Source organism: Comamonas sp. lk (genome assembly GCF_900564145.1).
Classification (GTDB): domain Bacteria; phylum Pseudomonadota; class Gammaproteobacteria; order Burkholderiales; family Burkholderiaceae_C; genus Comamonas.
This window is the reverse complement of sequence record NZ_UOOB01000001.1, coordinates 2,153,278-2,179,500: the sequence shown is the minus strand read 5'-3', so window position 1 is coordinate 2,179,500 and position 26,223 is coordinate 2,153,278. Positions and strand designations below refer to the sequence as shown.

Genomic DNA, 26,223 nt, shown 5'->3' with positions numbered 1-26,223 from the left:
CAGGTAGGTGACCATTCTAGATGGCCCATCCAACTATCGAGGCTGCGCGTTTGTAACCCTTGAAGGCAGATGCGAACTGCAATTTAGCAAGTCCCGATCAAGCAAGAGCTTGCTTCCTGGCCAGATCCCACAGAGCTTCGGCCTTATCCGACATCTCTGCGCGCTGCCTGTACATCCGTATCTCCACAGGAATGCTCCAAGCCTTTGGACCCGCGACCACCAGCGACCCGTTGGCCAGTTCTGCCTCGATCAATGACTGGGGGAGCCAGGCAATGCCACGCCCCTCCAATGCCATGGTCTTCAGAAGCACGGCGTGGTGCGCGGTAAAGACCTCCTGAAGATCCGACTCTGATGTGTTGCGGCCGGTTTTAGGTAAATTGGGCCGCAGCAGCGACCTCATGATCCGCCCCAAACCGGAATCCTCGCTATAAGCCAGCACCGGCACCGGCGGTGCATTGCCAATGGCATGCAGCGCTTTTCCCATGGTTCCGTCTGGATGGGGTACACACACGGGCAGCAGCATGTCCCTGCCGAGCAAGAGCATGGGGTACTCCTGCTCGTCAAGCCTTCCAGGCGCATTCGCATGCCCATGGCAAAGCACGAACTGCACCCGCCTTTGGAACATCAGGAATTCACAACTGCGAGAGCTGTCCGACATCGTCTGCAAAGAGCCTATGTGCAACCGCGATTCTATTTCCGCGAGCCATCGCGGGAAAAACGTTAACGACAGGACATGAGTTGCAGCAAACCGCAGAGTGGACTCCTCTTGATTATGGGCAGCGAGAGCTTTGATTCTGGCGGCTTCAAGATCTCCAAGCACCGCTTCGAGCAAGGGCAAAAAGCGCTGACCGGCAGCGGTCAGTGCGGCAGGATGGGCGCTTCGGTCAAATAGATCGACTCCTACCCATTCCTCTAGTCCGCGAATGTGGCGACTGAAAGCCGGCTGGGCGATAGACCTCACCTCGGCCGCACGGGAGAAATTTCCGCTTTCAGCAAGAGCAATGAAGTCTTCAAGCCACTCCAAATCCAGATTGCGATTACCAGGTCCCATGCTCTGCGCTCGTAGTGTTCTATGAACTAGATAGTTGTATGCATTTCTAGTATTGGTGCTGATTTGCACTCTGAGAAATGATGGCACCTCAGATCAGCAACGCCAACGACCGGAGACTATACATGCCATCAATTTCCAACTACAAAGGGATCATCCCTGCGATCTCTTGCCCCTTCACCCCCGATCACAAGATCGATGAACCGGCACTGCGCAAACTCGCATCCTGGCTTGCCAGCCACGATGGCGTCGTCGCAATCATGACCAATGGGCACACCGGTGAAGTGTTTTCCCTGACCCCCTCGGAACGGGCGGAAGTCACCCGCATCGTTGCCGACGAGCTCAAGGGGCGCCTGCCGGTCATCTCTTCCATCGTCTGTGAAGGCCTGGCCGAAGCGGCACAACATGCCCGTGCCGCCAAAGAAGCCGGAGCCGTGGCTTTGGATGTGATGCCTCCCCACCACTGGCTGCGGTTTGGCTTCATCCCTGAACACGCATTGCAGTATTTCGAAGCCATTCACAAAGCGGCGCCTGACCTGGATCTGGTGTGCCATGTCTATCCCGCATGGACACGTGCCTCCTATTCTTCGCAGCTGCTTGCACAGCTGGCCCAGTTGCCCTACCTGCAAGCATTCAAGGTCGGTCAGCGAGACATGAACAAATATGCCCGCGATATCCAGGCCATCCGCGAAGCAGACCCCAGCAAGGCCATCCTGACCTGCCACGACGAATACCTGCTGGCCTCCATGGTGCAAGGCGTTGATGGTGCCTTGGTCGGATTCGCCACCTTCATTCCCCAATTGATCATCGACTTGTGGAACGCCGTAAAGGCCGGCGACTTGAAGAAGGCCATGGAAGTACAAGCCATCATCACCCCCTTGAAGGATGCCGTGTACGGCGGTGGTGAGCCTACCGGTGAAGCCCATGCCCGCATGAAGGGGGGAATGTACCTGGCTGGCGTGATTGATGACGCCACGGTGCGCCCTCCGACCGAAGCCCCCAACGAAAACGAGACGGCCGCCCTGCGTGCCGCCGTACAGAAGGCAGGCTTGCTCAAGCGCTGATAGCGATTTCGCTTGCCGTGGCGCACAAAAACGCCACGGCCATGGACTTTCCTAAAAAACGACAGGAGACAAAGAACATGCAACGCAAGAGTTTCATCAAGCTTGCCACGGGTGCCATCACCATGGCCATCGCCGGCATGGCTGCGGCACAAGCCTATCCGAACAAGACCGTGAAGGTCGTGATCCCGTTTCCGCCGGGCGGCACATTGGACACCGTGGGGCGGCAGCTGGCACAAAAGCTCAGCGAGCAAATGGGCCAGCCATTCATCATTGAAAACCGTCCTGGTGGCAACGGTGTGATCGGCGGCGATGTCGTGGCCAAAGCACCGGCTGACGGCTACACCCTGCTCTTCAACGCCTCGACTTTCACCACCGCGCCCATGACGATGAAGACCGTCCCCTATTCGGTGGACAAAGACTTCACCCCTGTGGCACTGGTCGCCAAAGCTCCTCTATCGGTTGCGGTCAACAAGAGATTGCCCATCACGGACATCAAGTCGCTGATTTCTTATGCAAAGGCCAACCCAGGAAAGATGTCATTCGCAGTGGGCTCCATTGGCTCGGCCGGCCATCTGTCCACCGAACTGCTCAAGCGCGCGGGCAATCTGAACTATCTGATCGTTCCCTACAAAGGAACAGCTCCCGCCTTCCAGGACTTGATTGGCGGCCAGATAGACGGGTTCATCGACCCCATCCTTGGCTCATTGCAGTATCACAAGAGCGGAATGCTGCGCGTGGTGGCCGTGACCTCTGCCGAGCGTGCGGCAAGCCTTCCAGACGTGCCTACCGTGGGAGAGACCATTCCCGGCTACGAGTTTTACAGCTGGTACGGACTGTGGGGGCCCGCCAAGCTGCCTGCCGACATCAGCAAAAAGCTCAATGCCGAGGTCAACAAAGCCCTGCTGGGCGATATGAAAGAGAAACTCAAGGAGCAAGGCATTCTGGCCACTACCGGTACGCCAGAGGAGTTCGCCAAATTTCAGAAGATGGACATGGAGCGCTCCCAGAAGATCGTGACCGAAGGGAAGATCCGTGTCGAATGAGGTCAAACAACTGCACGCTGTGGTCACAGGCAGCAGCAGCGGCATAGGCAAGGCCATCTGTGAAGAGCTGCTGGCTACTGGCTGGCACGTAACCGGTGTCGATTTGTCTCCAGCGACGATAGAGCACAGCAGCTTCACTCATCAGTCTCTGGATCTGAGCAATCACAGGCAGACAGACACCGTGGCAGCCGGTCTTAAGAACATTGATGCGCTGGTACATGCAGCTGGGGTGCTTCGAGTGGGTGCACTTGGAAAACTGGATGCAAACGCGGGCCAGTTGATGTGGAAGCTTCATGTTGACGCGGCCACCCAGTTGGCTGACGCCTTGGTCCCCGCAATGGCCGAGCGCGGCTTCGGTCGCGTGGTCTTCATAGGCAGCAGAGTCGCCCAAGGCCTGCCAGGGCGCGGCCAGTACGCGGCAACCAAAGCGGCCGTCATCGCCATGGCCCGCAGTTGGGCTGTGGAGGTGGCACCAAACGGCGTCACCGTGAACGTCGTCTCACCTGGTGCTACGGCCACGCCCATGCTCAAAGACCCGGCTCGTGCGGGCAGTGCTCCCCGCATGCCTCCTATCGGCCGCTTGATTGAGCCCCAGGAAATCGCCTCGTTGGTCTCCTACCTGTTGTCTCCCGCCGCAGCAGCCATCACTGGCCAGAACCTGAACATCTGCGGCGGATCGTCCCTGCCGCAATGAACATTAACGTGCACTGAGAAAAGCAACCATGAAAATCGTCAACATCATCGAGTCGACACGCCCCATCAAGTCGGACATTCGCAACGCATACATTGACTTCTCCAAGATGACCCTCAGCCTTGTGGCTGTGGTGACGGACGTGATCCGCGACGGCAAGCCGGTCATAGGCTATGGATTCAACTCCAATGGCCGCTATGGGCAAGGCGCCCTGATGCGTGATCGTTTCATCCCACGCGTTCTGGAAGCAGATCCGGCCACGCTGACTGACGAAAGCGGAGAGAACCTGGATCCCCACAAGATCTGGGCCTGCATGATGACCAACGAGAAGCCCGGCGGTCACGGCGAGCGCTCGGTTGCTGTCGGGACTATCGACATGGCCATCTGGGATGCTGTCGCAAAGATCGAAGGCAAACCGCTGTTCCAACTGCTTGCCGAGCGCTACGGCAACGGCACACCCAATCCCCGTGTCTTTGTGTACGCCGCCGGCGGCTACTATTACCCCGGCAAGGGGCTGGACAAACTCAAGCAAGAGATGGACAGCTATCTTGAGCGCGGATACTCGGTGGTCAAAATGAAAATCGGCGGTGCCAGCATTGCCGAGGATTGCGAACGTATCGAATCGGTGCTGAAAATCCTGGGCCCTGGGCAACAGCTGGCCGTTGATGCCAATGGTCGTTTCGACCTGAATACCGCCATCGCCTACGGCAAGGCCCTGTCTGAGTACCCTCTGTTCTGGTACGAGGAAGCCGGCGACCCCCTCGACTATGAGCTTCAAGCCAAGCTTGGTGAGGTATACAAAGGCCCGATGGCTACCGGCGAGAACCTGTTTTCCATGCAGGATGCGCGCAATCTGATTCGCCACGGCGGCATGAACCCCGAGCGTGACTTTCTGCAATTCGACTGCGCGCTAAGCTACGGCCTGGTGGAGTACCTGCGTACGCTGGATATGCTCAAGGAACACGGCTGGTCGCCAAGCCGCTGCATTCCCCATGGCGGACACCAGATGTCGCTGGCCATCGCTGCCGGCCTGGGCCTCGGCGGCAATGAAAGTTACCCCGACCTGTTCCAGCCCTACGGCGGCTTCCCGGATGGCGTGAAGGTGGTGAACGGTTATGTGACTCTCCCTCCACTCCCAGGTATCGGGTTCGAAGGCAAGTCGGATCTGATCAAGGAAATGCTGGCGCTGACGCGTTGATTCAGCGCGTCCGTCATATCGGGCTAGACAAAACCATGTCCTGGCTTGCGGCTGTCAGCAGCAACTGCGGACGTAGCAAGCGGTTCCTGGATTTGATCTTGCCCCGTCATGCCAGACTCTGCCTGCCAGCGCAGGCACAAACCCGCCACCCCGTCTGGTGCAGGTAAAGATCTCGGCCACCGAGACCTTGATCGTCAAGATCTCTGCACCAGGCTGCCTCTCCACACAGCAATGCGCAGCGTGGCCCAGGGTGGGGGGCGTTCAGGAGCAACAGCGAGCAAAGCACGACCAACTCAGCGTCTTCCGGCGCCACACCAGTTCAGTGGCTTTCCTTGGCGTGATTGATCGTGTACCTGGGGATCTCTATCGTCAGATCTTCGCCTGCAACGATGGCCTGGCAACTCAGGCGCGACTGAGCCTCCAGTCCCCAGGCTCGATCCAGCAGATCATCCTCGTCTTCCTCAACTTCATTGAGGGAGTCGAAGCCCTTGCGCACGATGCAGTGGCAGGTGGTGCAGACGCTACTTTTTTCACAAGCGCTACCTTCAGCACTTGGCTCTAGGCACCGGCTAAACGACGCTAGTTGCCCAGTAAAGGCGTGATTGCAGCGAGGTACGCTCGCTCAATTCGTTGGACGCATGCTGCCGGCGCGCGTCACCTCAGGACATCGCCGGCAATCAAGCTATCTCCAAAAAATTAGACTCGCCAGCCCAGCACTGGTGCGTCCATTGTGGGAAGTCAGTCTTTCACTCCCACCCACTGCTCAACACCCCATCCCTGCATACAAACAACGCCTCCGCCCATCAGGTTGGCTTACATAGGGCCCAGCACCACCCGAGCCGTGAGCAGCGTGCGACCAGGTCGGGAGTCAATGGCAAGTTCACCCCCTACCCGGGCAATGCGCACTGACATGGAGCTCATCCCTATGCCCAGGCCCGAGGCTTTGACAGCGGTCACATCAAAGCCCACGCCGTCGTCTTCAATCTCCAGCACCAGTTCGTTGGACTCAGCCTGAACAAAAGACAGGCGTACATGCTGTGCCTGGCTGTGCTTGATGACATTGGTCAAAGCCTCTTCAATCAGCCGGGTTAGCGCCAAGTACTGCAAAGCATTGGGAGCTGTGTGCCAACTGTGTGCGAAGTGCCAGTCGACAGTGATGTCCAGCGCATCGAACAGGTTGTTGAACCTGTGACGCAGTGGGGCCAGCCATTCTTGAGGTGAGGCCGGTACATGCACCTGGGTTGAGGAATGGCTATCGATGGTCTGACGCAAATCATTGCGGATAAGCTTGAGCATGGACAACACCCGAGCTTGTGTCGGCGTGTCCTTACTCTGCTCCACCGAGGTAATCATGTGCACCAGCGCGCCGCCCAGTCCGTCATGCAGATCATGGGTCAGACGCAGGCGCTCTTGCAGGAGTGCATTGGAGAGCTTCTGCGCCTCCAGCTCGGCATGCATTTGCTCGGCCTTCTTCTGTTCGGTGATATCAAAGGTAAAACCGATCAGCGCCGAAGTTTGCCCCTGCTCATCGCACAGCACATGCACGACCTCCTTCACCCAGACAAAGCCGTTGTCCTTGGTCAGCGCTCGGTACTCGGCCTCATGATCCACCCCCGCCAGAGATAGCTCCACGCAGCGAGTGACGGTTTGCTCACGTTCATCGGGATGAATACGGTTAACCCAATCGTCCACCGTTTGCCAACTTTCCAGGTTCCAGCCCAGCAGATCCTCAATCTGCGGACCGACATAGACATACTTTTTGCTTGCCCAATCAATCTTGAACGGGATCGCCAGGGTGGACTCCAGCAGTGTCTGGTAGAGGCCGTTGTCGGTATCGGGCTCCAGCGTGCGCAAGCGGGGACGTGTATCAAGCATAGGGCGTGTAACTCAGGTCAGGAGAGGATGGTTCGAAGGTAGATCATTCCAGAACCAGTGAAAATAAGCACCCTTTGTCTGCAACAATGTCTGGGTTTTTACGCTGGCTTGCCCGATACCTTTCCAGCAAGCCAGGGCCGAATTGCGGTTGCCATGCAAGTCTAGGCAAGGCTGACACTTCAGCTTGGGTCTGGGCGGAACGTACAAAGCTTTGCCACGGGGCACCCAGAGGTCTGCCAGACAGATCTTTTGCAACTCTGGCCAATAGCGTCCTACTGAAATTACCAGCGGAAGCTGTGGGTCCACAGAGGCAAAGACATGCGGAAAATTGTGGTGCTCCAGATCGGTGCAGACCACACCCAGCAAGCGGTAGCCCGTTCCTTGATAAGGTGACATATGCCCGGCAAACATACCGTACTCATAGTCAATCTGCTCTAGCTCAGATTCCGGACTGCTCACGCGAACGCCCTGGCTTTCTTCAACCAATGTCATTCCGAACGCAGCCGCAATCTCGCGTGTAGCGTACAAGGGCTCGTACTCGATCCGATCAGCAAGAAACTCCAACTGCGTCTGATCGCCATATTGAGGACTGGGCTGGGTCGTGGTCGCCGCAGTGACCCGGTACTCCCTACCGATGGCGACATCAGGATCGCTGCTGGCAGGCTCAAGCAACCGAACGCCAGCTGGAGGCTCTTTGAAATACTGCGGACGCCCGCCGATATTGCAGAAAAACGGTGTCCGCAAAAGATTCACGGCAATCGCCTCGCCCTCTTTGATGAAAAGGAGTGGATCAAAATATTCTTGCGCCATCGACGTAAGCCTCACAAAGCTTTATCTAATTGTGAAATGACTGACTAGGACAAGCACCCTCTCAGCTGCCAGTGCAGCCCAAGTCGCTGTTTACGACTTTATTTTTCAAGCATAACGATTCTTTTCTATAAATAAAGTCGTCAGCAGGAACATAGCACTCATGTGCCCCCGGAACATAATTTGCAGCGGCATATTTAGGCCAAGTCGGAAACACAAAGCAAACGCACAAAAACAGCCACTTATCAGATCATCTATCTAAGCCTTTTGCCAAACTGGTACCAGCCACGCAACGTGCTGAGAGCTCCTTGATATGGAAAGCGCCATCCAACCTTGCTGCAACTGCAGCCAACATCAATCCTTTCTCCGCAGATCATTGCGATGTTGCCATCAGCTTCCAATACGGAGTATCTGATAACGGTTGTTTGCAGAAACCGCTCAATGACTTCCACACTTGACCTGCGGACACCGCGAAACTCTGGCCAAGACCATCTCGAAATGCCAGACTACTGAACACATCAAAGAATGCCCTCGTCCTTGTTCTCCTAGGGTCTGCCCCATCAGGGCCTACAACGAGTAGTTCTCGCCTTTGCACTGGAAGAGAGCAGGCATGGATGCAAAGGTGTGATGTGATCACGGCTTTGATCAACAGCCTCGTTGGCCGCTTACGAGACCTCTCTTGCAAGCTCCCAATGTCCGGATCGCATCCAGGCACCTCTCCAACATCTTGGAGTCATGCCTGCCTGTACTACTTCGGCGTACTGGCCTCTTATCACTGCATAGCCACCATCCACCAAAGCTGACACGCGTGTTCGCCCACAGGTTTCCAGAAACCAGGCGTCGTCCGCATCAACAAACCTGATTCAGCTGTTCCAGAATCGCGGGATTCTCCAGCGTGCTGGTGTCCTGCGTGATGGCCTCGCCCTTGGCAATCGAGCGCAACAGACGGCGCATGATCTTGCCGCTGCGGGTCTTGGGCAGGTTCTCGCCAAAGCGGATGTCCTTGGGCTTGGCAATCGGGCCAATTTCCTTGGCCACCCAGTTGCGCAGCTCGTTGGCCAGTTGCTTGGCTTCTTCGCCATGGGGCACGGGACGCTTCAACACCACAAAAGCACAGATGGCTTCGCCGGTCAGATCGTCGGGGCGCCCGACCACGGCAGCCTCGGCCACCAGATCGGTCTTGGAGACCAGGGCCGATTCGATTTCCATGGTACCCATGCGGTGGCCCGAGACGTTGAGCACATCGTCGATGCGACCGGTGATGCGGAAGTAACCGCGGTCGGCACTGCGCACGGCACCGTCACCCGCCAGATAGGTCGTGCCGCCCAGCTCTTCGGGGAAATAGCTCTTCTTGAAGCGCTCGGGGTCGCCCCAGATATTGCGGATCATGCTGGGCCAGGGTTTCTTCACCACCAGCATGCCGCCGGCACCATTGGCCATGTCGTTGCCGGTTTCATCGACGATGGCGGCCGTGATGCCGGGCAGCGGCAGCGTGCAGGAGCCGGGCACCAGCGGTGTGGCACCGGGCAGCGGCGTGATCATGTGGCCACCGTTCTCGGTTTGCCAGAAGGTGTCCACAATCGGGCAGCGCTCGGCACCGATGTGCTTGTGATACCACATCCAGGCTTCGGGGTTGATGGGCTCGCCCACCGAGCCCAGCAGGCGCAGGCTGGACAGATTCCAGTTCCTGGGGTGTACGGCGGCGTCGGAATCGGCGGCCTTGATCAGCGAACGAATCGCCGTGGGCGCCGTGTAGAAGATGGTGCAGCCATGGCGCTCGATCATCTGCCAGAAGCGCCCGGCGTTGGGGAAGGTGGGCACGCCTTCGAAGACGATTTGCGTGGCGCCAGCGGCCAGGGGGCCGTAGGCCACATAGGTGTGGCCGGTGATCCAGCCGATATCGGCCGTGCACCAGAACACATCGCTGTCCTTCATGTCGAAGGTCCAGTCCACGGTCTGCTTGGCCCACAGCATGTAGCCGCCGGTGGCGTGCTGCACGCCCTTGGGCTTGCCGGTGGAGCCGCTGGTGTAGAGGATGAACAGCGGATGCTCGGCGCCCACGGCGACCGGAGCGCACTCCTTGGATTGGCCTTGCAGCAGCTCGCCAAACGTTTTGTCGCGGCCGGCCACCAGGTTGCAGGCCGTGGGCGTGCGCTCGTACACAAACACATTCTTGATGGCCTCGCAGCCGCCCAGCGCCAGCGCATCGTCGACAATGGCTTTGAGCGGCAGTTCCTTGCCGCCGCGCATCTGGTAGTTGGAGGTGATCACCGCCACGGCGCCCACGTCCACAATGCGCTCCTGCACTGCCTTGGCCGAAAAGCCGCCGAACACCACGGAGTGGGTGGCGCCAATCCGCGCGCAGGCCTGCATGGCCACCACACCTTCGATGGTCATGGGCATGTAGATCAGAACACGGTCGCCCTTTTGCACGCCATGGGCCTTCAGGCCGTTGGCAAACTGCGAGACGCGCTCCAGCAGCTCGCGGTAAGTGACCTTGGTGACCTCGCCGCCGTCGGCTTCAAAAATAATCGCCGTCTTGTGCTCGACGGGCGTGCCCATGTGCTTGTCCAGGCAGTTGGCACTGGCGTTGAGTTCGCCGTCGGCAAACCACTGGAAGAACGGTGCATTGCTCTCATCGAGCACCTGGGTGAAGGGCTTGCTCCAGACCACGTTCTCGCGGGCCAGACGCGCCCAGTAACCTTCATAGTCGCGCTCGGCCTCGTCGCACAAGGCCTGGTATTGCTCCATGCTGGCAATGCGGGCCTGGGCCGCAAAAGTTGCAGGCGGCGGGAAGACCCGGTTTTCGTCCAGGAGTGACTCAATCGTGAATGTACTGCTCATATGGTGTCTCTCGGTGACTGCGGCCAGTGCCATGCCTCAGGGCAACAAAGGCTCGATCATGGGGAAAATAAAATGCCAGCCGGCCAGGCCCACAGCACCTGCAGCGGCTATGCACAGCATGGCGGTGCATAGCTTCACGGTCAGCCGGCGTTCGCGCGTACGCAACACAAAGGACATGCTGAAAGCAATACTGGTAAGCGATGCCAAAACCGCCCCCGTACCAGCCGTTACGGGCGACAGACTGCCCTGAGATGCCAGCGCTGCCGCAGCGGCGACTGCACTGGCACTGGACATCAGTCCGCCCACAACGCTCACGAAATAAAACCCTGCATCGCCGAAATGGCGCTGCGTGAGCCCCCCAACGATATGCAGCACGAGAAACACCACACCGTACTTGAGCGCCAATGGCAACGAAAACGGCAAGTCCAACTGAATCTCTGGCGCAGGCTGCACCTTTCCTTGTTCCCGACGCCCATAACTCCACAGCACCAGGACCGCGCTGGCAAGCATCATCAAAGCAAAGGCTCCGGATGCGCCCAGCAGTGCAATCGGCGCCAGAATCAGCAACAGGCCTGCATTGCGCAAGACCATGGCAGAAGTCGCCAGCAAAATACCACGGTAGGCCGTGCCTACATAGGCTCCCCGCGTGGCAACAACCCGCGAAGACATTTCAATGACCGTGAAGTTGCTGTTGACCAGACCCCCGAGAAAACCCGAAAGCTCGGTACCGCGCGCGCCATAGAGTTTCCACAAGATGTAGTTGACGAAGCCTATGCCTGCGATGAGGATGACCGTCACCCAGGCGGCGCGCGGTTCAACGAGCTTCCATGGGCCCACAGCCCCCTCCGGCAGCGCCGGATAGATCACGATAGCAAGAATCGCTAGCAACAGCGCTGAACGCATCTCGCTTTCGGTCAAGCCTGCCGTAAAGCCCCTAAGACGCTCCTTCCATGCCAACAGAGCCGTCGCCAGCACCATAACGGCCGCAGGCGAAACAGTGTGTCCCTGCCCACAGAGCACCCCCGCCAAACAGGTCACCAGCATGGCGGCCGAAGTCGTCAGCTCAGCGCCTTGCCCGGCGCGCAGTGTCTGCACATTGAGCAGCACGGCAAGAACGCCCACCAAGGCCAGCACCAGCAGCGCGGCAGCCATGCCCAGCAGGCCACCCAGAGCGCCTAGCATGCAGATAAAGCCGAAAGTGCGCAGACCCGCCTCCTTGCCCCGACGCTCGCGCTCCAGGCCAATCAGCAGCCCCAGAGCCAAGCTCAGCGCGAGGCGCACCAGGATTTCAAGATATGGCCATTCGGGGCCTGTAGTCATTGCCATCGGTTGTTCAAGCACATTGCCGCCCTTTCCCTAGAAATTTCCTCATTGCCCACCGCACCGGGGTCAAGCCAGCCTGGGGCCCGCAACGCCGTCATCGACCACGAAGCGCGCCAACGTCGATATGCCGCTAGCAGGTTTTGCAACGTCATCGAGCACGCGCAGCGTCGTGGTCCAGCGCTGAGGCGTGACCTCGGCTACGGCATAGCCACGTCGGTCTGAGCGCGCCAGCAAAATGTGCGGATTGTTATCCGCTATTTCCTGAGCCCGGCTCTGGGGCACGCTGCTGGCCGAGGCGATGGACGTGCCACAAAACTCGCTGGCGATCACGGGAGACTGGGCATTCGAAAAATCGGCCAGCACCTTACACACGTAGTTCTGGTGGATGTCACCGCCCAGGAACACCGTGTTACGCGGTGCGGAGATGCGCACCGCATCCAGCAGCCTCTGGCGACACGCCGGATAACCGTCCCAGGTGCTGCTGTGATAGCTCTCTGCGGGCAAAGGCTGATAGTTGCGCCGCGAGAAGATGGTCTGCTGTGCCATGGCAGTCCAGTGCACTCCGGATGTCGCATCCTGGGCCAGCCCTTGCTCGGCCCAGCGCTCCTGATCAACCCCGAGAATGGAGCGGGCAGGGTCTTGCAGCTCAAGACAACCCTGGGGCGTAACGGTACCCTGTGCTTTTTCGCCTGGCACACGGCAGGCTTGGCGGTCACGGTACTGGCGCGTGTCCAGCATGTGAAAGCGCAGCAGCCGACCCCAGGCATGGCGCTCATGAATGCGCAGGCCATCATGCGTACCCAGCCCGGTCAGGCCATGGGTGAGCGCGGACGCCCGCAATGGCATGTTCTCGTAGAACGCTTGGTAGCCCGCATTGCGACGTGCAAGGAAAGCACTGGCCGTGCCGGTTCCCTCCAGGCCAGCGTAGTCATCCTGGACCTCATGGTCATCCCAGCTAACTAGCCAGGGGCAGGCACGATGAGCAGCCTGCAATTGCTCGTCGGTGCGATAAAGCGCATAGCGGTCGCGGTAGTCGCCAAGTGTCTTGGCCGCAACCAAGGTATGGGTGCGCGCCAACGTGTAACTGGGCGGTGTCTTGGGCATGGCGTACTCGTAGATGTAGTCACCCAGGAACAACACCAGATCCAGATTCTCATCCAGCATGTGGCGATAGCCAGCGTAGTGGCCTTGCTCCCAGCGCTGGCAGGACACAAAGGCAAAGCGCAGCTTTGCGGGCAAGGCATACGGAGCAGGCGCGGTACGCGTGCGGGCTGTTTGCGTGACGGCGTCGCCATGCATGAAACGATAGAAATACCAGCAATCGGGTTGCAAACCAGCCACTTCCACATGCACAGCGTGACCCAGGTCGGCCAACGCTTGAGCTTGGCCGGTGCGGACGATGCGCTGGAAGCTCTCGTCCTCGGCAACCTCCCAACGCACTGTCAGGGCATCGGGTAGTGGCGTGCGAGGCGTGTCGGCAGGCACGGTGCCCGGCACTGGGCCGTTCAGCAGCCGGGTCCAAAGCACAAAGCCATCCGGAGTCGGCGCGCCGCTGGCCACGCCCAGTGGAAACAGCTCGCGCTGATTCAGCGTGGCAGACCAGGCCCAGCGCGGCATGGAGGTGGCTGCGGCCGTGGTAACGGCTAGGCGAATGAGATCGCGGCGATGCATAGTGCTGCTCCTGGAATCGGTAAGGGCCTTCGCTCAGAACAGGTGACGTATTCCAAAGTTCTGGCCACTTGATGACTGGTTGGGGATGCCTGCCGGATCACCACCCACCGTGAAGGCTGCACCTCGCCGGTTTCGGATGTAGGCATAAGTGGCATAGAGCGCTGTGCGCTTGGACAGGTGATGAACATAGCCAAAGGCCAGCTTGTCGGCGCGGGACTGATCTTTGGGGTGGCTAAAAGCGACATGGCCGTAGCTCAGACGCCACTCGCCCTGACGCACTGGCACGGTCAGGCCTGCCGTCAGCCCCTCCAGGGTCTTGCGCCCCAAAGGCATGTCGACACTATCTCGGGCGTAGAGAGCCTCCACCGAGGCTCTCCCGAAATCGTAGGATGCGCCCAAACTAGCCGAGCGCAGGTCACGCGGACGGGTAGTCGGAGCCTTGGGGCCTCCCGTGGCACGGCTATAGGCCAGGCCCAGCCGCCAAGGCCCCTGCCCGTAGCTGAGCTTCCCGCCCAGGTAGCGTCCAGCCTGGCTGCCGTCCGTCGATTCGGGAAAAGCGTACTGCAGATGCCCGGTCAGTCCACCCAGGCTCTTAGGCAAGAAGTAGCCTATGGAATTGCTAGCGCGCACATGGGTGCTCTGCCCCCCATTGGAGCTGCCGTAAACCACAGCACGCGCCCGATAGACTAGGCTTTCACCTACGCCATTGGTGACCCAGGGACCAGAGAACTCTGACTGAATCATGTAGGTCGGCGTGTAGTCGCGGCCCAATCGGACCTCTCCCCAAGCGCCGGCCAGGCTGACCGTGGAGCGGCGCGCAAAGGTCAGCTCACCGGGCGCATCGGGCGCTATCGCGCCTTCCAGCCAAAAGCCTGCTCTCATTCCCTCACCCAGGTCCTCTTGACCCCGCAACCCTATGCGGCTGCTGGTTATGCCATCCGAGGCCAGCGCGGTCTGACTCTTGCCACCATGCACGCGATAGTGGCTGATACCAGTATCCAGCAGGCCAAACACGGTAACCGACGACTGGGCGTGACAAAGGTTCATCGAGGCCAGAGCGCTTGTAGCGAACGCAGGCAACCAGATATGTCTCTTCATGATCTTCTCCGTTTTAGGTTTGATGCGGCGCGGCCGAGCTGCTCTTTGCGATGTGCGTCAGGGAAAACGGGCAAAGCTGCGCCCTCGCGCTATCGCGCGACATCTTTTGATATGGGTTCAAAAAGTAGCTGCGGTGTCGCTACCGCAGCACGCGCCCATGCATGCAGTCGGCCGCGATCCCGAGGTGGTGAAGTACTGTCGGCGCTATGTCGACCAGCGATGCCGGTTGGCTCCGCTCGCCAGGAGGCAGCCCCCCGCCCCGTAGGTAGAGGAAAGGATGCTGCTCACTTGCCCCCAGACCACCGTGCTGGCCACATCCAGGGGGAGATGAATCGCTGAAGGGGCTGCGCACGGACACGCTGCAGCCCGTCACGCCATGGGAGTTGGCTACAGCGTCATGGCGTAGCGCCAGCGCAATGCCCAGCGGTCCACCGGTCGGCAGACCTAGATCAGCCAGTTGCGCTCCCCAAACCACGCGGCCCGAAAAATCCTGATCCTGAAGCCATTTGGCCAGCGCCGGTATGTCTGCGCGCGCACTGTCCGCAAAGTACAGCAGTGCAGCATTGCCGTTAGGTGCAACAACCACCTCCGAAGACTCGAGGCCGCTCTTCCAGCCGGCCTCTACCAGCAGCGTGTCTAGGTCTATCTGCCGGCCCACCGTCTCCATGCCATGGTCGGAACAAGCGACCAGCAAAATTTCTTCTCCTCCAGGATCCAACACGTCGACCGTACGCCGCACTTGATCAACGCAGGCATCCGCATGCGCAATCATCGCAAGATGCTCAGGCGAACCCAGCGCCACATGGTGAGCCGTGTGATCGGGTTCGGACAACCACAGCACGGCCAACGCAGGAGCCCGATCGCGCAACACCTCGCGGCAAAAACGCTCTGTCATCGCCGCATCGCCGACGGCGCCCACCTCTATGGACAACCCGTCTTCCAAAGCTATGCCACCCGGCCCACGCGAACCGCTGCGGTGGTAGACATGACCAAAACCATCGGGATCCTGCAGATAGGCGGCGCCTGGCGACACATTGGACATGACGATGGAGCCGCCATACGGTGCCAGCCGCTCGGCCCAGGTCGGACACCTAAGCGTTCGGCCTGTCGCACGGCGCAATCTGTCCAGAAAGCCTGGCTTGCCCACAGACAGGCGCACCAATTGACCGTCTTCATGTAACACCATGGTGTTGCCTAGCAATCCGTGTGCACTGGGTGGGCTTCCCGTGGCCATAGAAGCAGAGCTGGTGCGTGTGGTGGACGGGAACACGCTGCGAGCCGATGCAAAGTGCGCACTCTGCGCACGCAGCGCCGCCAAGGCGGGTGCGGTGTCAGGCCTCACCAGATCCGCAGCGAGGCTGTCACAAACGACCACTACGGCACGACGCGGCTTTTTCATTTTGCCCCCCCCGTGGGTGCGACCAAGGTGGATCTATCAAGATAGTCATGGAAGTGCACGGTAACCTGGTCCGCATTCAGGAAGGCCACGGCGTAAGCGGGCGGCTCGTGACTCTTGGGTACCGGCGAGACCGTGTGCAGATCGAACGGAACCTGATGGTTCAAGCCACGCATGGTGGAATAGGGAATTCCGCGCCAACTACCGCAGACGGGACGGTGCACATGACCGAAAAACAGGTGGCGCAGGTTGTTGCGCCCGGCCGTGATACGAGCAAAGTCCCCAGGGTTGGCCAGACTCATGCGATCTAGGCAGGGAATGCCAATGTCGAACGGCGGATGGTGCATAAACAGAAAAACGGGACGGTCACCGAGCAGATCCAGCTCTCTGGTCAGCCAGGCCTGGCGCTGCTCGCAATACAGGCCGCCGTTGCGCCCTTCGTCCAAGGTATCAAGCATCAGCAGGCTTGCGTCACCCAGGTCCAGACGCCCCTGGATAAAACCGTTGCCGTCGTTCAGCACGTGCGGCAATGCGGTATTGACCAGAGTGCGGATATCGTGGTTGCCAACCAGAGGAAAGCAGGGAAATGGCAACCGGTCGATCTGCGTGCGCAACGCAGCGTAGGCTGCGGCCTCCCCCCGATGGGCGAGATCGCCTGTGATCACGCAGCAAGCTGCGTCACTGTGGTGCTCCAGGATGTCGTCCACGCAGGCCGTCAGGCGGGCATAGGGGTCGAGCCCATGCAGCATCTCGCCCTGCGGCACCAAATGGGGATCGGTGATGTGGATCAGCTTGGTCATGCAACAGCCTTGTCGGGGTGGGTGCTCACAGAATGCAGCGCCGTGGCCTGCAGCAGCAGGCGGGTGTACTCGCTCGTGGGGGACTTGAAGACCTGCTCGGTCGGGCCGGCCTCGCAGACCTCTCCATGGCGCAGCACGATCAGGCGATCGGCCATACGCCTAATCACTCCCAGATCGTGGCTGATGAAGAGGTAGGCTGTACCGGTCTTACGCTGCAACTCCAGCAGCAGGTCAAGAACCTGGGCCTGCACCGAGACATCGAGGGCCGAAGTAATCTCATCGCAGATGATGAGATCAGGCTCGGCGGCAAAAGCCCGTGCAATGGCAACGCGCTGCTGCTGCCCACCGGAAAGCTGGCGCGGATAGCACTCCAGCAGCGCTGGATCCAAGTGCATAGCACGCATCAACTCCTGGGCTCGTTCGCGCAGCGCGGGGCCCCGCAGCGGAGTAAACATCGTCAAAGGTCGCTCCAGGATGGTGGCAATACGCTGACGTGGATTAAGCGAGGACAAAGGGTCCTGGAACACAATCTGGATGCGGCGGCGAAGCGCCAGTGAACGTCCCGTGGCCTTGGCCGCCAATGCCTGTCCATCGAAATTCAGGACCCCGCCCGAAGGGGGCATCAGGCCGGCCACCAAGCTCGCAGCGGTGGACTTGCCACTGCCCGACTCGCCAACGAGACCCAGGGTCTCGCCCCTGGCGATGGAGAACGACAGCTTGGTCAATGCCGGCTTCACTTCGCGGCCCGCTGGTTTGACACGCTGAAACCAGCTTCGACGCCGGGCCCCATAAGAGAACGCCAACCCATCCGCGCTCAGCAACGGCGGCGCTCCGTCCGGCTCGCTCACAACTGCACGCGGCGGCGGCTCGGCATCGAGGCGCGGGATGGCGGCAATGAGCTGCTGTGTGTAAGCATGCGCTGGCGCACCAAATATCTTGGTGGCAGCCCCTTGTTCAACCACAACACCTTTGTGCATCACGATGACTTGGTCGCACATGCGCGAGATGACCCCCAGGTCGTGACTGACGTAGATAAGCGAGGTGTTGAAACGATGACGCAATGTTCGCACCAGCTCCAGAACCTGGACTTCGGTGGTCTTGTCAAGCGCCGTGGTGGGCTCGTCCAGAACCAGTAGACCCGGATCCCCTGCCAATGCCGCAGCGATCACCACACGCTGACGTTGACCACCCGAAAGCTCATGCGGATAGCGCGCGCAGATGGCATGAGGATCCGGCAGATTGGTGGCTTCGAACAACTCCAGCGTGCGGGCACGAGCCCGCACGGCGTCGAATCCGCGCAGATGACGCACAGCCTCATCGACCTGCTCACCAATGCGCATATGCGGCGTAAGCGAACTTAAAGGGTTCTGAGGCACAAAGGCAATATGTCGGCCGCGCAACCGGCGTCGGCCCGCCTCATCCAGCTGCAGGATGTCCTGCCCCGCGATGCGTACCGAACCGGCGGTGATTACACCGCCTGCTCGGCAATGACCCAAAAGGGCGCGCGCCACGGTCGATTTCCCCGATCCACTCTCGCCGACGATGCCCAGGCTGGCTCCGGCCTGCACAGTGAATTCAACACCTTTCACCGCACCGATCACCTGGCCATCGCTGCGCCGGTAGCCGATGTCCAACCCTCTGACTTCCAGCAACCCCGTACGGAGCACGCTGTCCTGTTGCCGCTTCAGCAACGTCGATTCCGGATATTTCATGGAAATTTCTTTCTTGAACTTGAGGTTTGACGAAGCGACTCTCATGCCGCGTCCTGGCCACGCGTGGCATCCAGCCCCAGAGCCCGGGCCAGCGCCTCGGCGCCAAAGTTCAGGCCCACCACCAGCGTGGCGATGAAGAGAGTCGGCGCCAATACCAGCCATGGCGCATAGGCCAATTGACCTACCCCCTCTGATACCATCAGGCCCCAGTCAGGCGTGGGTGGAGAAATGCCCATCCCCAGAAAAGACAGCGAACTCAGCAGCAAAATGGCGTGCGACATGCGGATAGCGAACTCGACGTAGACCACATCCAGCGTGTTCGGGAGTAGCTCGCGCAAGATGATGGACAGCGTGCTTTCGCCGCGCAGCTGCGCCGCCTTCACATAACCCAGATTCACCTGAGTCAGGGTTTGCGCTCTCACGATGCGGATGACGCCGGGGAAATAGACCACGCCGATGAGCACGATCAATACCGGCAGCGACTCTCCGAATCCGACCGTAAACAACGCCACGAACAGGATTCCGGGCAAAGCAAGCTTGAGATCGACAATGCGCATCATGACGTCGTCGAATACGCCTCCCAGGTAGGCGGCGGCTACGCCCAAAATACTGCCTATCGTCACTGCGACGACCACACCGGTAAATGTGGCCAGCAAAGCCGTGCGGCCACCCCAGAGCAGGCGCGATAGGTAGTCACGGCCCAACACATCGGTTCCCAGCCAGAATTCAGCGCTGGGCGGTTCGGCACGCCCGCCATTGAGTGCCATAGGGTCATAGGGTGCCAGCCAGGGTGCGGCCAGGGCAAGCGCCAGGTGCAGCAGCACAAGACCGATGCCAAAGATGGCGGCCGGACGAAGTAAGGCGTGGTGATTAATTTTGAGCATCATGGTTCAACGACTCCGGGCGCGTGGATCGAGAGCGACTACAGCCAGGTCTGCCAACAGGTTCATGGTGACGACGGCAAGTGCTGCCAGCAGGCTGACGGCCTGGACAATGGGCACCTCACGCTTATCCACAGCCTGCAGCAAAATCATTCCGAGACCCGGATAACCGAACACCTTCTCGACGACCACAATGCCTCCAAGCAGACCAGCGACATACAACGCCGCCGAATTCAGCGCAGGAATCACGGAGGCCGGTAGCGCATGGCGCAAGATCAGTCTTAGCTCTCCCAAACCTGTGAAGCGGGCCCGTTCAACATAGTCGCTGGCCAGTGCCTCGATAAGACCTGTGCGTATCAACTGCACCAGATGGGCAATTGAGCCAAAGACGATGGTTGCCACGGGCAACACCGAAACTGCAAGCAGCGTCATAGGTGGAGCGTCGGCAAACGCCAAGATAACGGCCGGAAACAGCGGGATCCAGATCGCGAACACCAGCACCAGCAGATTTCCCGAGGCGAACTCAGGGATCGAGTAGCCAATCACGGCGCCCATGGATGCCAATGTGTCCGGAAGCCTCCCACGCCAATAGGCGGCAACGATACCCAACAACAGTGATGCCGGAATAGCTACCAAAGCCGTCACAGCGGCCAGCAACAGCGAGTTTTTTACCGGTTCGCGGATGATCTCAATGACAGGCGTTCCGCCCAAGATTGTCTTGCCGAAATCTCCGCGAACAGCCCCGGCCAGCCAATCGAAATAGCGTACCGGTGCGGGCTTGTCCATGCCCAGCTCGCGCCGCTTGCGCGCCAGGTCCTCGGGATTCATCATTGCGATCTCGTCAGCCGTCAAACTGACCTCCAGCGCATCGCCCGGCAAGACCTCTGTTGCGACGAATACAAGTAACGAGGCCAGGAAAAGTGTCAGCGCGTAAAGGCCAATGCGCCGCAGGAATGTGGAAAGCATGGTGGGTCGCTCAATGTGAAGTTGAAGGGGCGGCCATAGTCAGGACTTCCAGACCTCATCGAAGCGCATGGACCAGAATTGCGGGTGGCTGCGCAGACCTTGCACGTTCGGCTTGTGAATCAGCAGATTGCGCCTTCCGCCTGCCGAGATCGTGGGGACCTCTTCGCGCAGGATCTCCTGCATGCGCACATAGTTGGTACGCCGCTTTTCCGCAGAAGGCTCGGCCAGCGATTTTCGGTACAGCGCCATGTACTCGTCACAGCCGGTACCGCTCCAGTAACCGCTCTCGTTGTTGTCCGGGCGCAGGCGGTACAGGCTCACGCCTGGATTTCGCGGGCCTGCGGGCGTATAGGCAAAACGGTGTTTGCGGGTCTTTTCCGCATCTTCAACACGCCACTGACGGTAGCCATCACTGGGCCGTTGCTCGACTGGCAGCGTGATACCGGCCTCCTTCACAGACTCAGACAAAACCTGGAAAACACGCGGCACCTCGGGCCATGTTGCTGCGAAATAGAAGGTCGGAAGCTTGATCCCGTTCGAATAGCCGGCCTCGGCCAGCAGCGTGCGAGCACGAGCAATGTCATGACTGCGCTGCAGCGCCAAGAACGAAGCGTTGGCGGGAGTGAGATGGGAGTCGTTCCCCACCCAGCCAGCCTTCTTGCCATACACGATGCGGATGATCTTGTCGCGATCTATGGCCAGTGCCAGCGCCTGGCGCACACGCTTGTCGTTAAGTGGCGTTCCCTCGTGCTTTGGAATAACCATCAAGGCCTGGTCACCACTGCTGGACAAGCTGTACTTGAGGTCGGGCGTACGCTCCAAGTCTGGCAGCAGGCCGGGATCGACACCGATCACCGCATCGAAAAGCCCCCCCCGAAATCCATTGAGTGCGCCTTCCATACGACCCGGAGAACTCACCACTTCCAGTCGATCGAGATAGGGGAAGCCTGGGCGCCAGTACCTCTCATTACGTTCCAGGATAATGCGCCGTTTCGGATCGATGCTCACGATCTTGAAAGGCCCGGTTCCCATACCTGCAAGACCAATTCTCTCTTTGTCCCCGGCTGGCATGATCATCAGATGGTATTCGGCCAGCACATAGGGAAACTCACTATTGGGTGCATCCAGGGTCATGCGCACCTTTTTGCCGACTTTCTCCACGTTGACAATCTGTTTGGCATAGCCAGTTGATGTCTGATGAAATCGATAAGAAGACACCACGTCATCGGCAGTCATCTCGCGCCCATCGTGGAACATCACCCCCTCGCGCAGCGTGATGTCCCAGACCTTGAGGTCATCGCTAGGCACCCAGGCCGTCGCCAGCTCCGGTTGCACCTCCAGGTTCTCGTCTACCCAGGTCAGCGCGTTATAGGCACTGCGGTTATTCAGGTCCAGCCAGTGCTGAGGGTGGCGCCCGGTGCGAGCATCGCCCATGCGGTTGTTAGGGTAGGTGTTGGTGTAGACGAAGCTGCCACCGCGCTTTGGCTGCATGGCGTGTGCCTGCGTGGGCCACAGCAATTCGCCTAAAGTCAGCGCCGTCGTGGCTCCGGCCCCCATAAGCAGCTGGCGGCGCAATACGCTCATCGGGGTTGTCTCGCTTGGTTTCATCGTTGTCTCCTTTTTGGTGTAGACGCTTCGTGCGCCTCTTGTGCGCCTATTCTCCGGTCTCAGGGCAGCACAGAGGCTCCGAAGCGCCGAGTCCTTGCCTAGGCCAGCCTCATCACCAAGGCAAAGTAAAGGTCTTGCAGTTGGTGAAGGACTTTATGGCCTCCTGCACACCCTCCTTGTAGCCCAGCCCGGAGTCCTTGATGCCACCAAATGGCGTCAGTTCTATGCGATAGCCGGGAACCTCCCAAAGATTCACGGTGCCAACTTTCAGCTCCTTGGCAAATCGCGTCACATCATCCGTACGATTCGTGCAAATGCCGGAAGACAGGCCGAAGGCCGTGCCATTGGAGATGGCGATGGCCTCGTCAATATTGGAAAAGGTCAAGATCGGTGAGACCGGGCCGAAGGTTTCCTCACGTACCACCGTCATCTGCGGATGCACACGATCCAATACCGTTGGCGAATACAGAGCACCCTCGCGCTGGTTACCGGTCAGCAACCGTGCGCCCTGAGCCACGGCTTCATTCACCACCTGCTGAAAACGTCGGGCTGCCGCCGCATCGATCACGGTCCCCATGTCGTTGGCCTTGTCCATGGGATTGCCCCACTTCCAGGCCCTAGTCTTTTCCACCACACGCTCGGTAAAGGCTGCCGCCACCTTCTCGTGGACCAGCATGCGTTTGACGGCCGTGCACCGCTGGCCTGAGTTCTTGTAGGAGCCCTGAACAGCGAGGTCGCTAGCGCGATCCAGGTCGGCATCGTCCATCACGATCAAGGGATCGTTACCCCCCAACTCCAGCACCACGCGCCGGTAGCCGGCCTTGGCGGCAATGTATTTGCCGATTTCCACGCCTCCCGTGAAGGTGATCAGGTCTACGTGTGGGTTGATCAACAGCTCATCGGCTATTTCTCGTGGGTCGCCGGTGATGACCTGCAGCATCTGCGGCGGCAGACCAGCCTCATACAGCAGGTCGGCGAAGTAAAGAGCCGACAACGGCACCTTCTCCGAGGGCTTGAGCACCATGCGGTTGTTGCTGGCGACCGATGGCACCACCTTGTGCGCAACCTGGTTCATCGGGTGGTTGAAAGGCGTAATGGCCGTGATCACTCCCAGCAAGGGTTCGCGCGTAGTGATGACCTTTCGGCTCTTGCCATGCGGCGTAAGGTCGCAGGAGAAAACCTGACCGTCGTCGCGCAGTGCCTCATTGGCACCGAAGTTCAGCACGTCCGCGACACGGCCTATCTCATAGATGCTGTCCTTTTTGGACAGACCCGATTCGCTGGTGATCAGCGTGGACGCTTCCTCGGTGCGTTCGCGCAGCAGCGCCGCTGCACGGTTGAGAATCGCCGAGCGTTCATAGCGTGACAGCTTGGGCACATAGGCGTGAGCGATCTCGTAAGCACGCCGCACATCCTCCAACGTGGCCATGGCCACTGTGCCCACACGCTCGCCATCGTAGGGATTGCACACATCCATGGTGCGTTGCGTGTAAACCTTTTCACCGCCTATGCGTAGCGCCTCGGCGCGAAAATCCTGGCTTTCTAGAACGGCGTTCATGCGGCCTCCTTTTGTACGATACCAATGAAATTCTTGCCCCGCGCGCCGGTTAGTGCGTGGGCCACCATCTGCGCTGCTTCCTCGTCGGGCACGCCGTAGTCCGCGAAGCGCGTCCTGACGCCCAGACTTTCGATGAAGGCCGACAAGCGCTGCGGTGCTCTGTCCAAAGGACCCAGCGCCTGCGCCAGTACAGCGTCGCGAGTCGCCACCTGTCCTATGGCACGCTGCAAGACCATAGGCAGCGGAAATGAGCAAGCGATGCCGTGCGGCAGGCCATAGCGCAGCGTCATCTCGTAGGAAATGGAATGCGCCAGCGCTGTACGCGTGTTGGAGAACGCCATACCGGCCTTCAGCGCAGCCAACGCCATTCGCCCGCGCAGCTTCACGTCATCCAGCCGCGGCATCAGCTGCGGCAACGTCTCCAAGATCTCCTTCACGGCAGCCACGGCGAAGGTATCCGACACCGCATTGGCATTGACGTTCCAGATCGACTCCAGTGCATGCGACAGCGCATCCAGCCCGCTTTGAAGAGTCACCGACGCCGGCAACGAAAGCATGAGCTCAGGATCCACTATGGCAATGCTCGGCCAGGTCTCAGGCAGGTGCAGCGAGTATTTCTTTTGCGCATTGCGGTCCCAGATCGTGGCCCAGGGTGTAACTTCGCTACCCGTGCCAGCCGTCGTCGGTACGGCGATCAGGGTCTTGAGGCGCGCTGGGGTAAAAGGCTGGCCCGAGACCAGCGCCGCAACCAGGTCCTCGAAACGACCGCTTTCGGTCCCCACCATCAGTGCCTTGGCCGTGTCTATAGAGCTACCACCTCCGACGGCAATGAGCACCTGGGCATTTTCCGGGTTGCGCCAGAATTCCTCGTAAAGTGCCTGCAGTTCGGCCACATCGGGATTGGGCAGCACCGAATCGATCACACCAACCAGCAGATCACCGAGCAGTGATTGCAGACGATCTACCAGTCCGAACTGGCGCGCCTCGGGGAAGGTCACGATAACCGCCTTTCGGCCATCGAGCAGCTTCGGCAGGCCAGACAAGGCCCCTGCCCCGTACATGCTGTGCACGGGATTGAAAAATTCGTGAGACATGGAGGACCTTCAGAGAGTGACTTGCTCAGTGCTCTTGGATGACATCGCAGCTATGGTCTGCACGCTCTCGGAGGCGTCCGTATGGTTCAGCACCAGGTCGAACACATCGAAATTGCGCAAACGCCGGCTCCGGCCTACACCATGCAGCGGACGGTTGAACAACAGAGGGACCTTCTGCTCTGAGATGCCACCGTGCGAGCGCAAAGGCACGGTCAAGCCACTAAGGTCATGTCGCACAGCGCAGGTGCCCAGCACTGTCAAATGATCGGCCACAACGATCAAGTCACCAATGCGGTCGCCAGCCAGTTCGAAGCGTCGTACCGCCTCATCACGTGTCAACACCTGTTCCACACCTGCCATTGCCTGCAGCATTTCACGCACCTGATCCAGCGGTGCACCATGGGCGTACACGGTGGCAAACGAGCCCAGCGCGCCGTGGTGCACCACATAGGGGTCGGTGATCGGCAAGATGACTCGGGTACGGCCCTCTCCCAGCTGCATATCCAGTTCCTGCTGCAGATAAAGCACACGTGGCTTGCCTGACGCGTCGGTCTTAGGACTCATACCGTGGTCGGCCGTCAGACCGATCACGGCACCCAGTTCGTCCAGTCGGGCCAGGTAGCCGTCCAGCATGGCGTAGAAGGCGTTTGCCTCTGGCGTTCCCGGGGCGCACTTGTGCTGCACGTAGTCTGTAGTGGATAAGTACATCAGATCGGGCCGACGCGTCTCCATCAGTCGTACGCCGGCGGCAAAGACGAATTCGCTCAAATCGCTGCTGTACACGGATGGCAAGGGCCGCCCCACCAGTTCAAGCACATTGTCTATGCCACATTCAGCGACTGTGGCCTTGTCTGCCTTCTCGGCAGAGAAGCAGATGCCCTTGAGGCCATGACCCAGCAGTGTGCGCAACTTGTCCTTGGCTGTCACCGCTGCCACCAGAGCACCGGCGTTCGCAAAGGCGGAAAGCAGGGTTGGAGCGCGCAGATACTCGGGACCATTCATCATCACTTCCTGGTCTGCAGCCTGGTCATAGAAGTAATTGCCACAAATGCCGTGCACAGAAGGCGGAACGCCCGTGACGATGGAGACATTGTTGGGGTTGGTGAAGCTGGGAATCACACAGTCCCCCAGCAAGCAACTTCCTTTCTCCAACATGCGCTTGAGATAGGGTGCCACGCCCGCCTGGATCGCCTGAGTAATGTAGTCTGGCTCGCATCCATCGACGCATACCACTACCACGGGAACATGCGGTTTGGCGTAGCTTCGTCCGTTGGACTGGATGGCTTCAGCTTTCAGTGTCATGAGTGATCTCCTTCTTGAACTCGTGAATACAGGTAGATCAGCGGAAGATTGATGGCTGCGCTAACGGCAGCGACATAACGACTGAACACCATCAAGTCCTCCATGTTCACAACTGATCCATTACCTGAATCTGCGCAGGACTCTTCCTAACGCATGGGTTCACTGTGGCCGATCAGAACCTATTTATCTAATTCAAATTTTTTCTATTTGGTATTGAGTAAATATATAGTTACGCAGGGAAAAT

Annotated in this window: 20 protein-coding genes and 1 pseudogene; 4 read left to right on the top strand and 17 right to left on the bottom strand. The window is 59.4% G+C overall.

Going from position 1 to position 26,223, the window contains the following annotated elements; translation table 11 throughout:
- Positions 1–97: 97 nt before the first annotated feature.
- On the bottom strand, positions 98–1,051 hold the full coding sequence (locus EAO39_RS10025) for a LysR family transcriptional regulator (RefSeq protein WP_120967257.1): 954 nt from the start codon (positions 1,049–1,051) through the stop codon (positions 98–100).
- Positions 1,052–1,173: 122 nt separating this feature from the next.
- Here EAO39_RS10025 and EAO39_RS10020 point away from each other — a divergent pair, with 122 nt between their 5' ends.
- The 4 genes from EAO39_RS10020 (at position 1,174) to EAO39_RS10005 (ending at position 5,044) form a co-directional block, all read left to right on the top strand.
- A complete protein-coding gene (locus EAO39_RS10020; protein ID WP_120970903.1) occupies positions 1,174–2,112 on the top strand; it encodes a dihydrodipicolinate synthase family protein in 939 nt (312 codons plus the stop codon).
- A gap of 77 nt (positions 2,113–2,189) precedes the next feature.
- Entirely contained in the window at positions 2,190–3,155 is a 966-nt protein-coding gene (locus EAO39_RS10015; RefSeq protein ID WP_120967256.1) for a tripartite tricarboxylate transporter substrate binding protein, read from the top strand.
- Positions 3,145–3,849: an SDR family oxidoreductase gene (locus tag EAO39_RS10010; RefSeq protein WP_120967255.1), complete on the top strand. Its 705-nt coding sequence runs from the start codon at positions 3,145–3,147 to the stop codon at positions 3,847–3,849. Before EAO39_RS10015 ends, EAO39_RS10010 begins: the two co-directional genes overlap by 11 nt.
- A 28-nt stretch (positions 3,850–3,877) precedes the next feature.
- The gene (locus EAO39_RS10005) at positions 3,878–5,044 is read left to right on the top strand and encodes a mandelate racemase/muconate lactonizing enzyme family protein (protein ID WP_120967254.1); all 1,167 of its coding nucleotides are present in this window, start codon (positions 3,878–3,880) and stop codon (positions 5,042–5,044) included.
- 319 nt (positions 5,045–5,363) lie between these two features.
- Here EAO39_RS10005 and EAO39_RS10000 read toward each other — a convergent pair.
- The 16 genes and pseudogenes from EAO39_RS10000 to phnA all read right to left on the bottom strand — a co-directional run.
- Positions 5,364–5,582: pseudogene (locus EAO39_RS10000) on the bottom strand (2Fe-2S iron-sulfur cluster-binding protein); the annotation flags it as partial.
- Between the two features lie 275 nt (positions 5,583–5,857).
- A complete protein-coding gene (locus EAO39_RS09995) occupies positions 5,858–6,919 on the bottom strand; it encodes a PAS domain-containing protein (RefSeq protein ID WP_120967252.1) in 1,062 nt (353 codons plus the stop codon).
- 12 nt (positions 6,920–6,931) lie between these two features.
- Positions 6,932–7,729 (bottom strand): hypothetical protein, encoded by a 798-nt coding sequence (locus EAO39_RS09990; protein WP_120967251.1) that lies wholly within the window; start codon positions 7,727–7,729, stop codon positions 6,932–6,934.
- Positions 7,730–8,575: 846 nt separating this feature from the next.
- Positions 8,576–10,570 (bottom strand): acetate--CoA ligase, encoded by a 1,995-nt coding sequence (gene acs, locus EAO39_RS09985; RefSeq protein WP_120967250.1) that lies wholly within the window; start codon positions 10,568–10,570, stop codon positions 8,576–8,578.
- 36 nt (positions 10,571–10,606) lie between these two features.
- A complete protein-coding gene (locus EAO39_RS09980; RefSeq protein ID WP_205589366.1) occupies positions 10,607–11,896 on the bottom strand; it encodes an MgtC/SapB family protein in 1,290 nt (429 codons plus the stop codon).
- Positions 11,897–11,959: 63 nt separating this feature from the next.
- Positions 11,960–13,564, bottom strand: coding sequence for an alkaline phosphatase D family protein (locus EAO39_RS09975; RefSeq protein ID WP_120967248.1), 1,605 nt, complete (start codon positions 13,562–13,564; stop codon positions 11,960–11,962).
- A gap of 33 nt (positions 13,565–13,597) precedes the next feature.
- Positions 13,598–14,662, bottom strand: a complete 1,065-nt coding sequence (locus EAO39_RS09970; protein ID WP_120967247.1) for a porin — start codon at positions 14,660–14,662, stop codon at positions 13,598–13,600.
- Between the two features lie 139 nt (positions 14,663–14,801).
- A complete protein-coding gene (locus EAO39_RS09965; protein WP_120967246.1) occupies positions 14,802–16,061 on the bottom strand; it encodes an alkaline phosphatase family protein in 1,260 nt (419 codons plus the stop codon).
- Positions 16,058–16,858, bottom strand: a complete 801-nt coding sequence (locus EAO39_RS09960) for a phosphodiesterase (protein WP_120967245.1) — start codon at positions 16,856–16,858, stop codon at positions 16,058–16,060. Before EAO39_RS09960 ends, EAO39_RS09965 begins: the two co-directional genes overlap by 4 nt.
- Positions 16,855–18,570, bottom strand: a complete 1,716-nt coding sequence (locus EAO39_RS09955; RefSeq protein WP_162989520.1) for an ABC transporter ATP-binding protein — start codon at positions 18,568–18,570, stop codon at positions 16,855–16,857. Before EAO39_RS09955 ends, EAO39_RS09960 begins: the two co-directional genes overlap by 4 nt.
- Before the next feature lie 41 nt (positions 18,571–18,611).
- A complete protein-coding gene (locus EAO39_RS09950; protein ID WP_120967243.1) occupies positions 18,612–19,457 on the bottom strand; it encodes an ABC transporter permease in 846 nt (281 codons plus the stop codon).
- 3 nt (positions 19,458–19,460) lie between these two features.
- Positions 19,461–20,417, bottom strand: a complete 957-nt coding sequence (locus EAO39_RS09945; RefSeq protein ID WP_120967242.1) for an ABC transporter permease — start codon at positions 20,415–20,417, stop codon at positions 19,461–19,463.
- Positions 20,418–20,456: 39 nt separating this feature from the next.
- The gene (locus EAO39_RS09940; RefSeq protein ID WP_120967241.1) at positions 20,457–22,025 is read right to left on the bottom strand and encodes an ABC transporter substrate-binding protein; all 1,569 of its coding nucleotides are present in this window, start codon (positions 22,023–22,025) and stop codon (positions 20,457–20,459) included.
- 112 nt (positions 22,026–22,137) lie between these two features.
- Complete coding sequence (phnY, locus tag EAO39_RS09935) at positions 22,138–23,583, bottom strand: phosphonoacetaldehyde dehydrogenase (protein WP_120967240.1); 1,446 nt, start codon at positions 23,581–23,583, stop codon at positions 22,138–22,140.
- Positions 23,580–24,677, bottom strand: coding sequence for an iron-containing alcohol dehydrogenase PsrA (psrA, locus tag EAO39_RS09930; protein WP_120967239.1), 1,098 nt, complete (start codon positions 24,675–24,677; stop codon positions 23,580–23,582). The genes phnY and psrA overlap by 4 nt, the downstream gene beginning before the upstream one ends.
- A gap of 9 nt (positions 24,678–24,686) precedes the next feature.
- On the bottom strand, positions 24,687–25,979 hold the full coding sequence (phnA, locus tag EAO39_RS09925) for a phosphonoacetate hydrolase (protein ID WP_120967238.1): 1,293 nt from the start codon (positions 25,977–25,979) through the stop codon (positions 24,687–24,689).
- Between the last annotated feature and the right edge of the window lie 244 nt (positions 25,980–26,223).

Bases quoted from the DNA above. Each gene is read 5' to 3' on its own strand.
- EAO39_RS09980 (WP_205589366.1), bottom strand. From the start codon at position 11,896: ATGGCAATGACTACAGGCCCCGAATGGCCATATCTTGAAATCCTGGTG.
- EAO39_RS09995 (WP_120967252.1), bottom strand. From the start codon at position 6,919: ATGCTTGATACACGTCCCCGCTTGCGCACGCTGGAGCCCGATACCGAC.
- phnA (WP_120967238.1), bottom strand. From the start codon at position 25,979: ATGACACTGAAAGCTGAAGCCATCCAGTCCAACGGACGAAGCTACGCC.
- EAO39_RS09965 (WP_120967246.1), bottom strand. From the start codon at position 16,061: ATGAAAAAGCCGCGTCGTGCCGTAGTGGTCGTTTGTGACAGCCTCGCT.
- EAO39_RS09970 (WP_120967247.1), bottom strand. From the start codon at position 14,662: ATGAAGAGACATATCTGGTTGCCTGCGTTCGCTACAAGCGCTCTGGCC.
- EAO39_RS09975 (WP_120967248.1), bottom strand. From the start codon at position 13,564: ATGCATCGCCGCGATCTCATTCGCCTAGCCGTTACCACGGCCGCAGCC.
- acs (WP_120967250.1), bottom strand. From the start codon at position 10,570: ATGAGCAGTACATTCACGATTGAGTCACTCCTGGACGAAAACCGGGTC.
- EAO39_RS10020 (WP_120970903.1), top strand. From the start codon at position 1,174: ATGCCATCAATTTCCAACTACAAAGGGATCATCCCTGCGATCTCTTGC.
- EAO39_RS09955 (WP_162989520.1), bottom strand. From the start codon at position 18,570: ATGAAATATCCGGAATCGACGTTGCTGAAGCGGCAACAGGACAGCGTG.
- psrA (WP_120967239.1), bottom strand. From the start codon at position 24,677: ATGTCTCACGAATTTTTCAATCCCGTGCACAGCATGTACGGGGCAGGG.
- EAO39_RS09950 (WP_120967243.1), bottom strand. From the start codon at position 19,457: ATGATGCTCAAAATTAATCACCACGCCTTACTTCGTCCGGCCGCCATC.
- phnY (WP_120967240.1), bottom strand. From the start codon at position 23,583: ATGAACGCCGTTCTAGAAAGCCAGGATTTTCGCGCCGAGGCGCTACGC.
- EAO39_RS09940 (WP_120967241.1), bottom strand. From the start codon at position 22,025: ATGAAACCAAGCGAGACAACCCCGATGAGCGTATTGCGCCGCCAGCTG.
- EAO39_RS10005 (WP_120967254.1), top strand. From the start codon at position 3,878: ATGAAAATCGTCAACATCATCGAGTCGACACGCCCCATCAAGTCGGAC.
- EAO39_RS09960 (WP_120967245.1), bottom strand. From the start codon at position 16,858: ATGACCAAGCTGATCCACATCACCGATCCCCATTTGGTGCCGCAGGGC.
- EAO39_RS10025 (WP_120967257.1), bottom strand. From the start codon at position 1,051: ATGGGACCTGGTAATCGCAATCTGGATTTGGAGTGGCTTGAAGACTTC.
- EAO39_RS10015 (WP_120967256.1), top strand. From the start codon at position 2,190: ATGCAACGCAAGAGTTTCATCAAGCTTGCCACGGGTGCCATCACCATG.
- EAO39_RS09990 (WP_120967251.1), bottom strand. From the start codon at position 7,729: ATGGCGCAAGAATATTTTGATCCACTCCTTTTCATCAAAGAGGGCGAG.
- EAO39_RS09945 (WP_120967242.1), bottom strand. From the start codon at position 20,417: ATGCTTTCCACATTCCTGCGGCGCATTGGCCTTTACGCGCTGACACTT.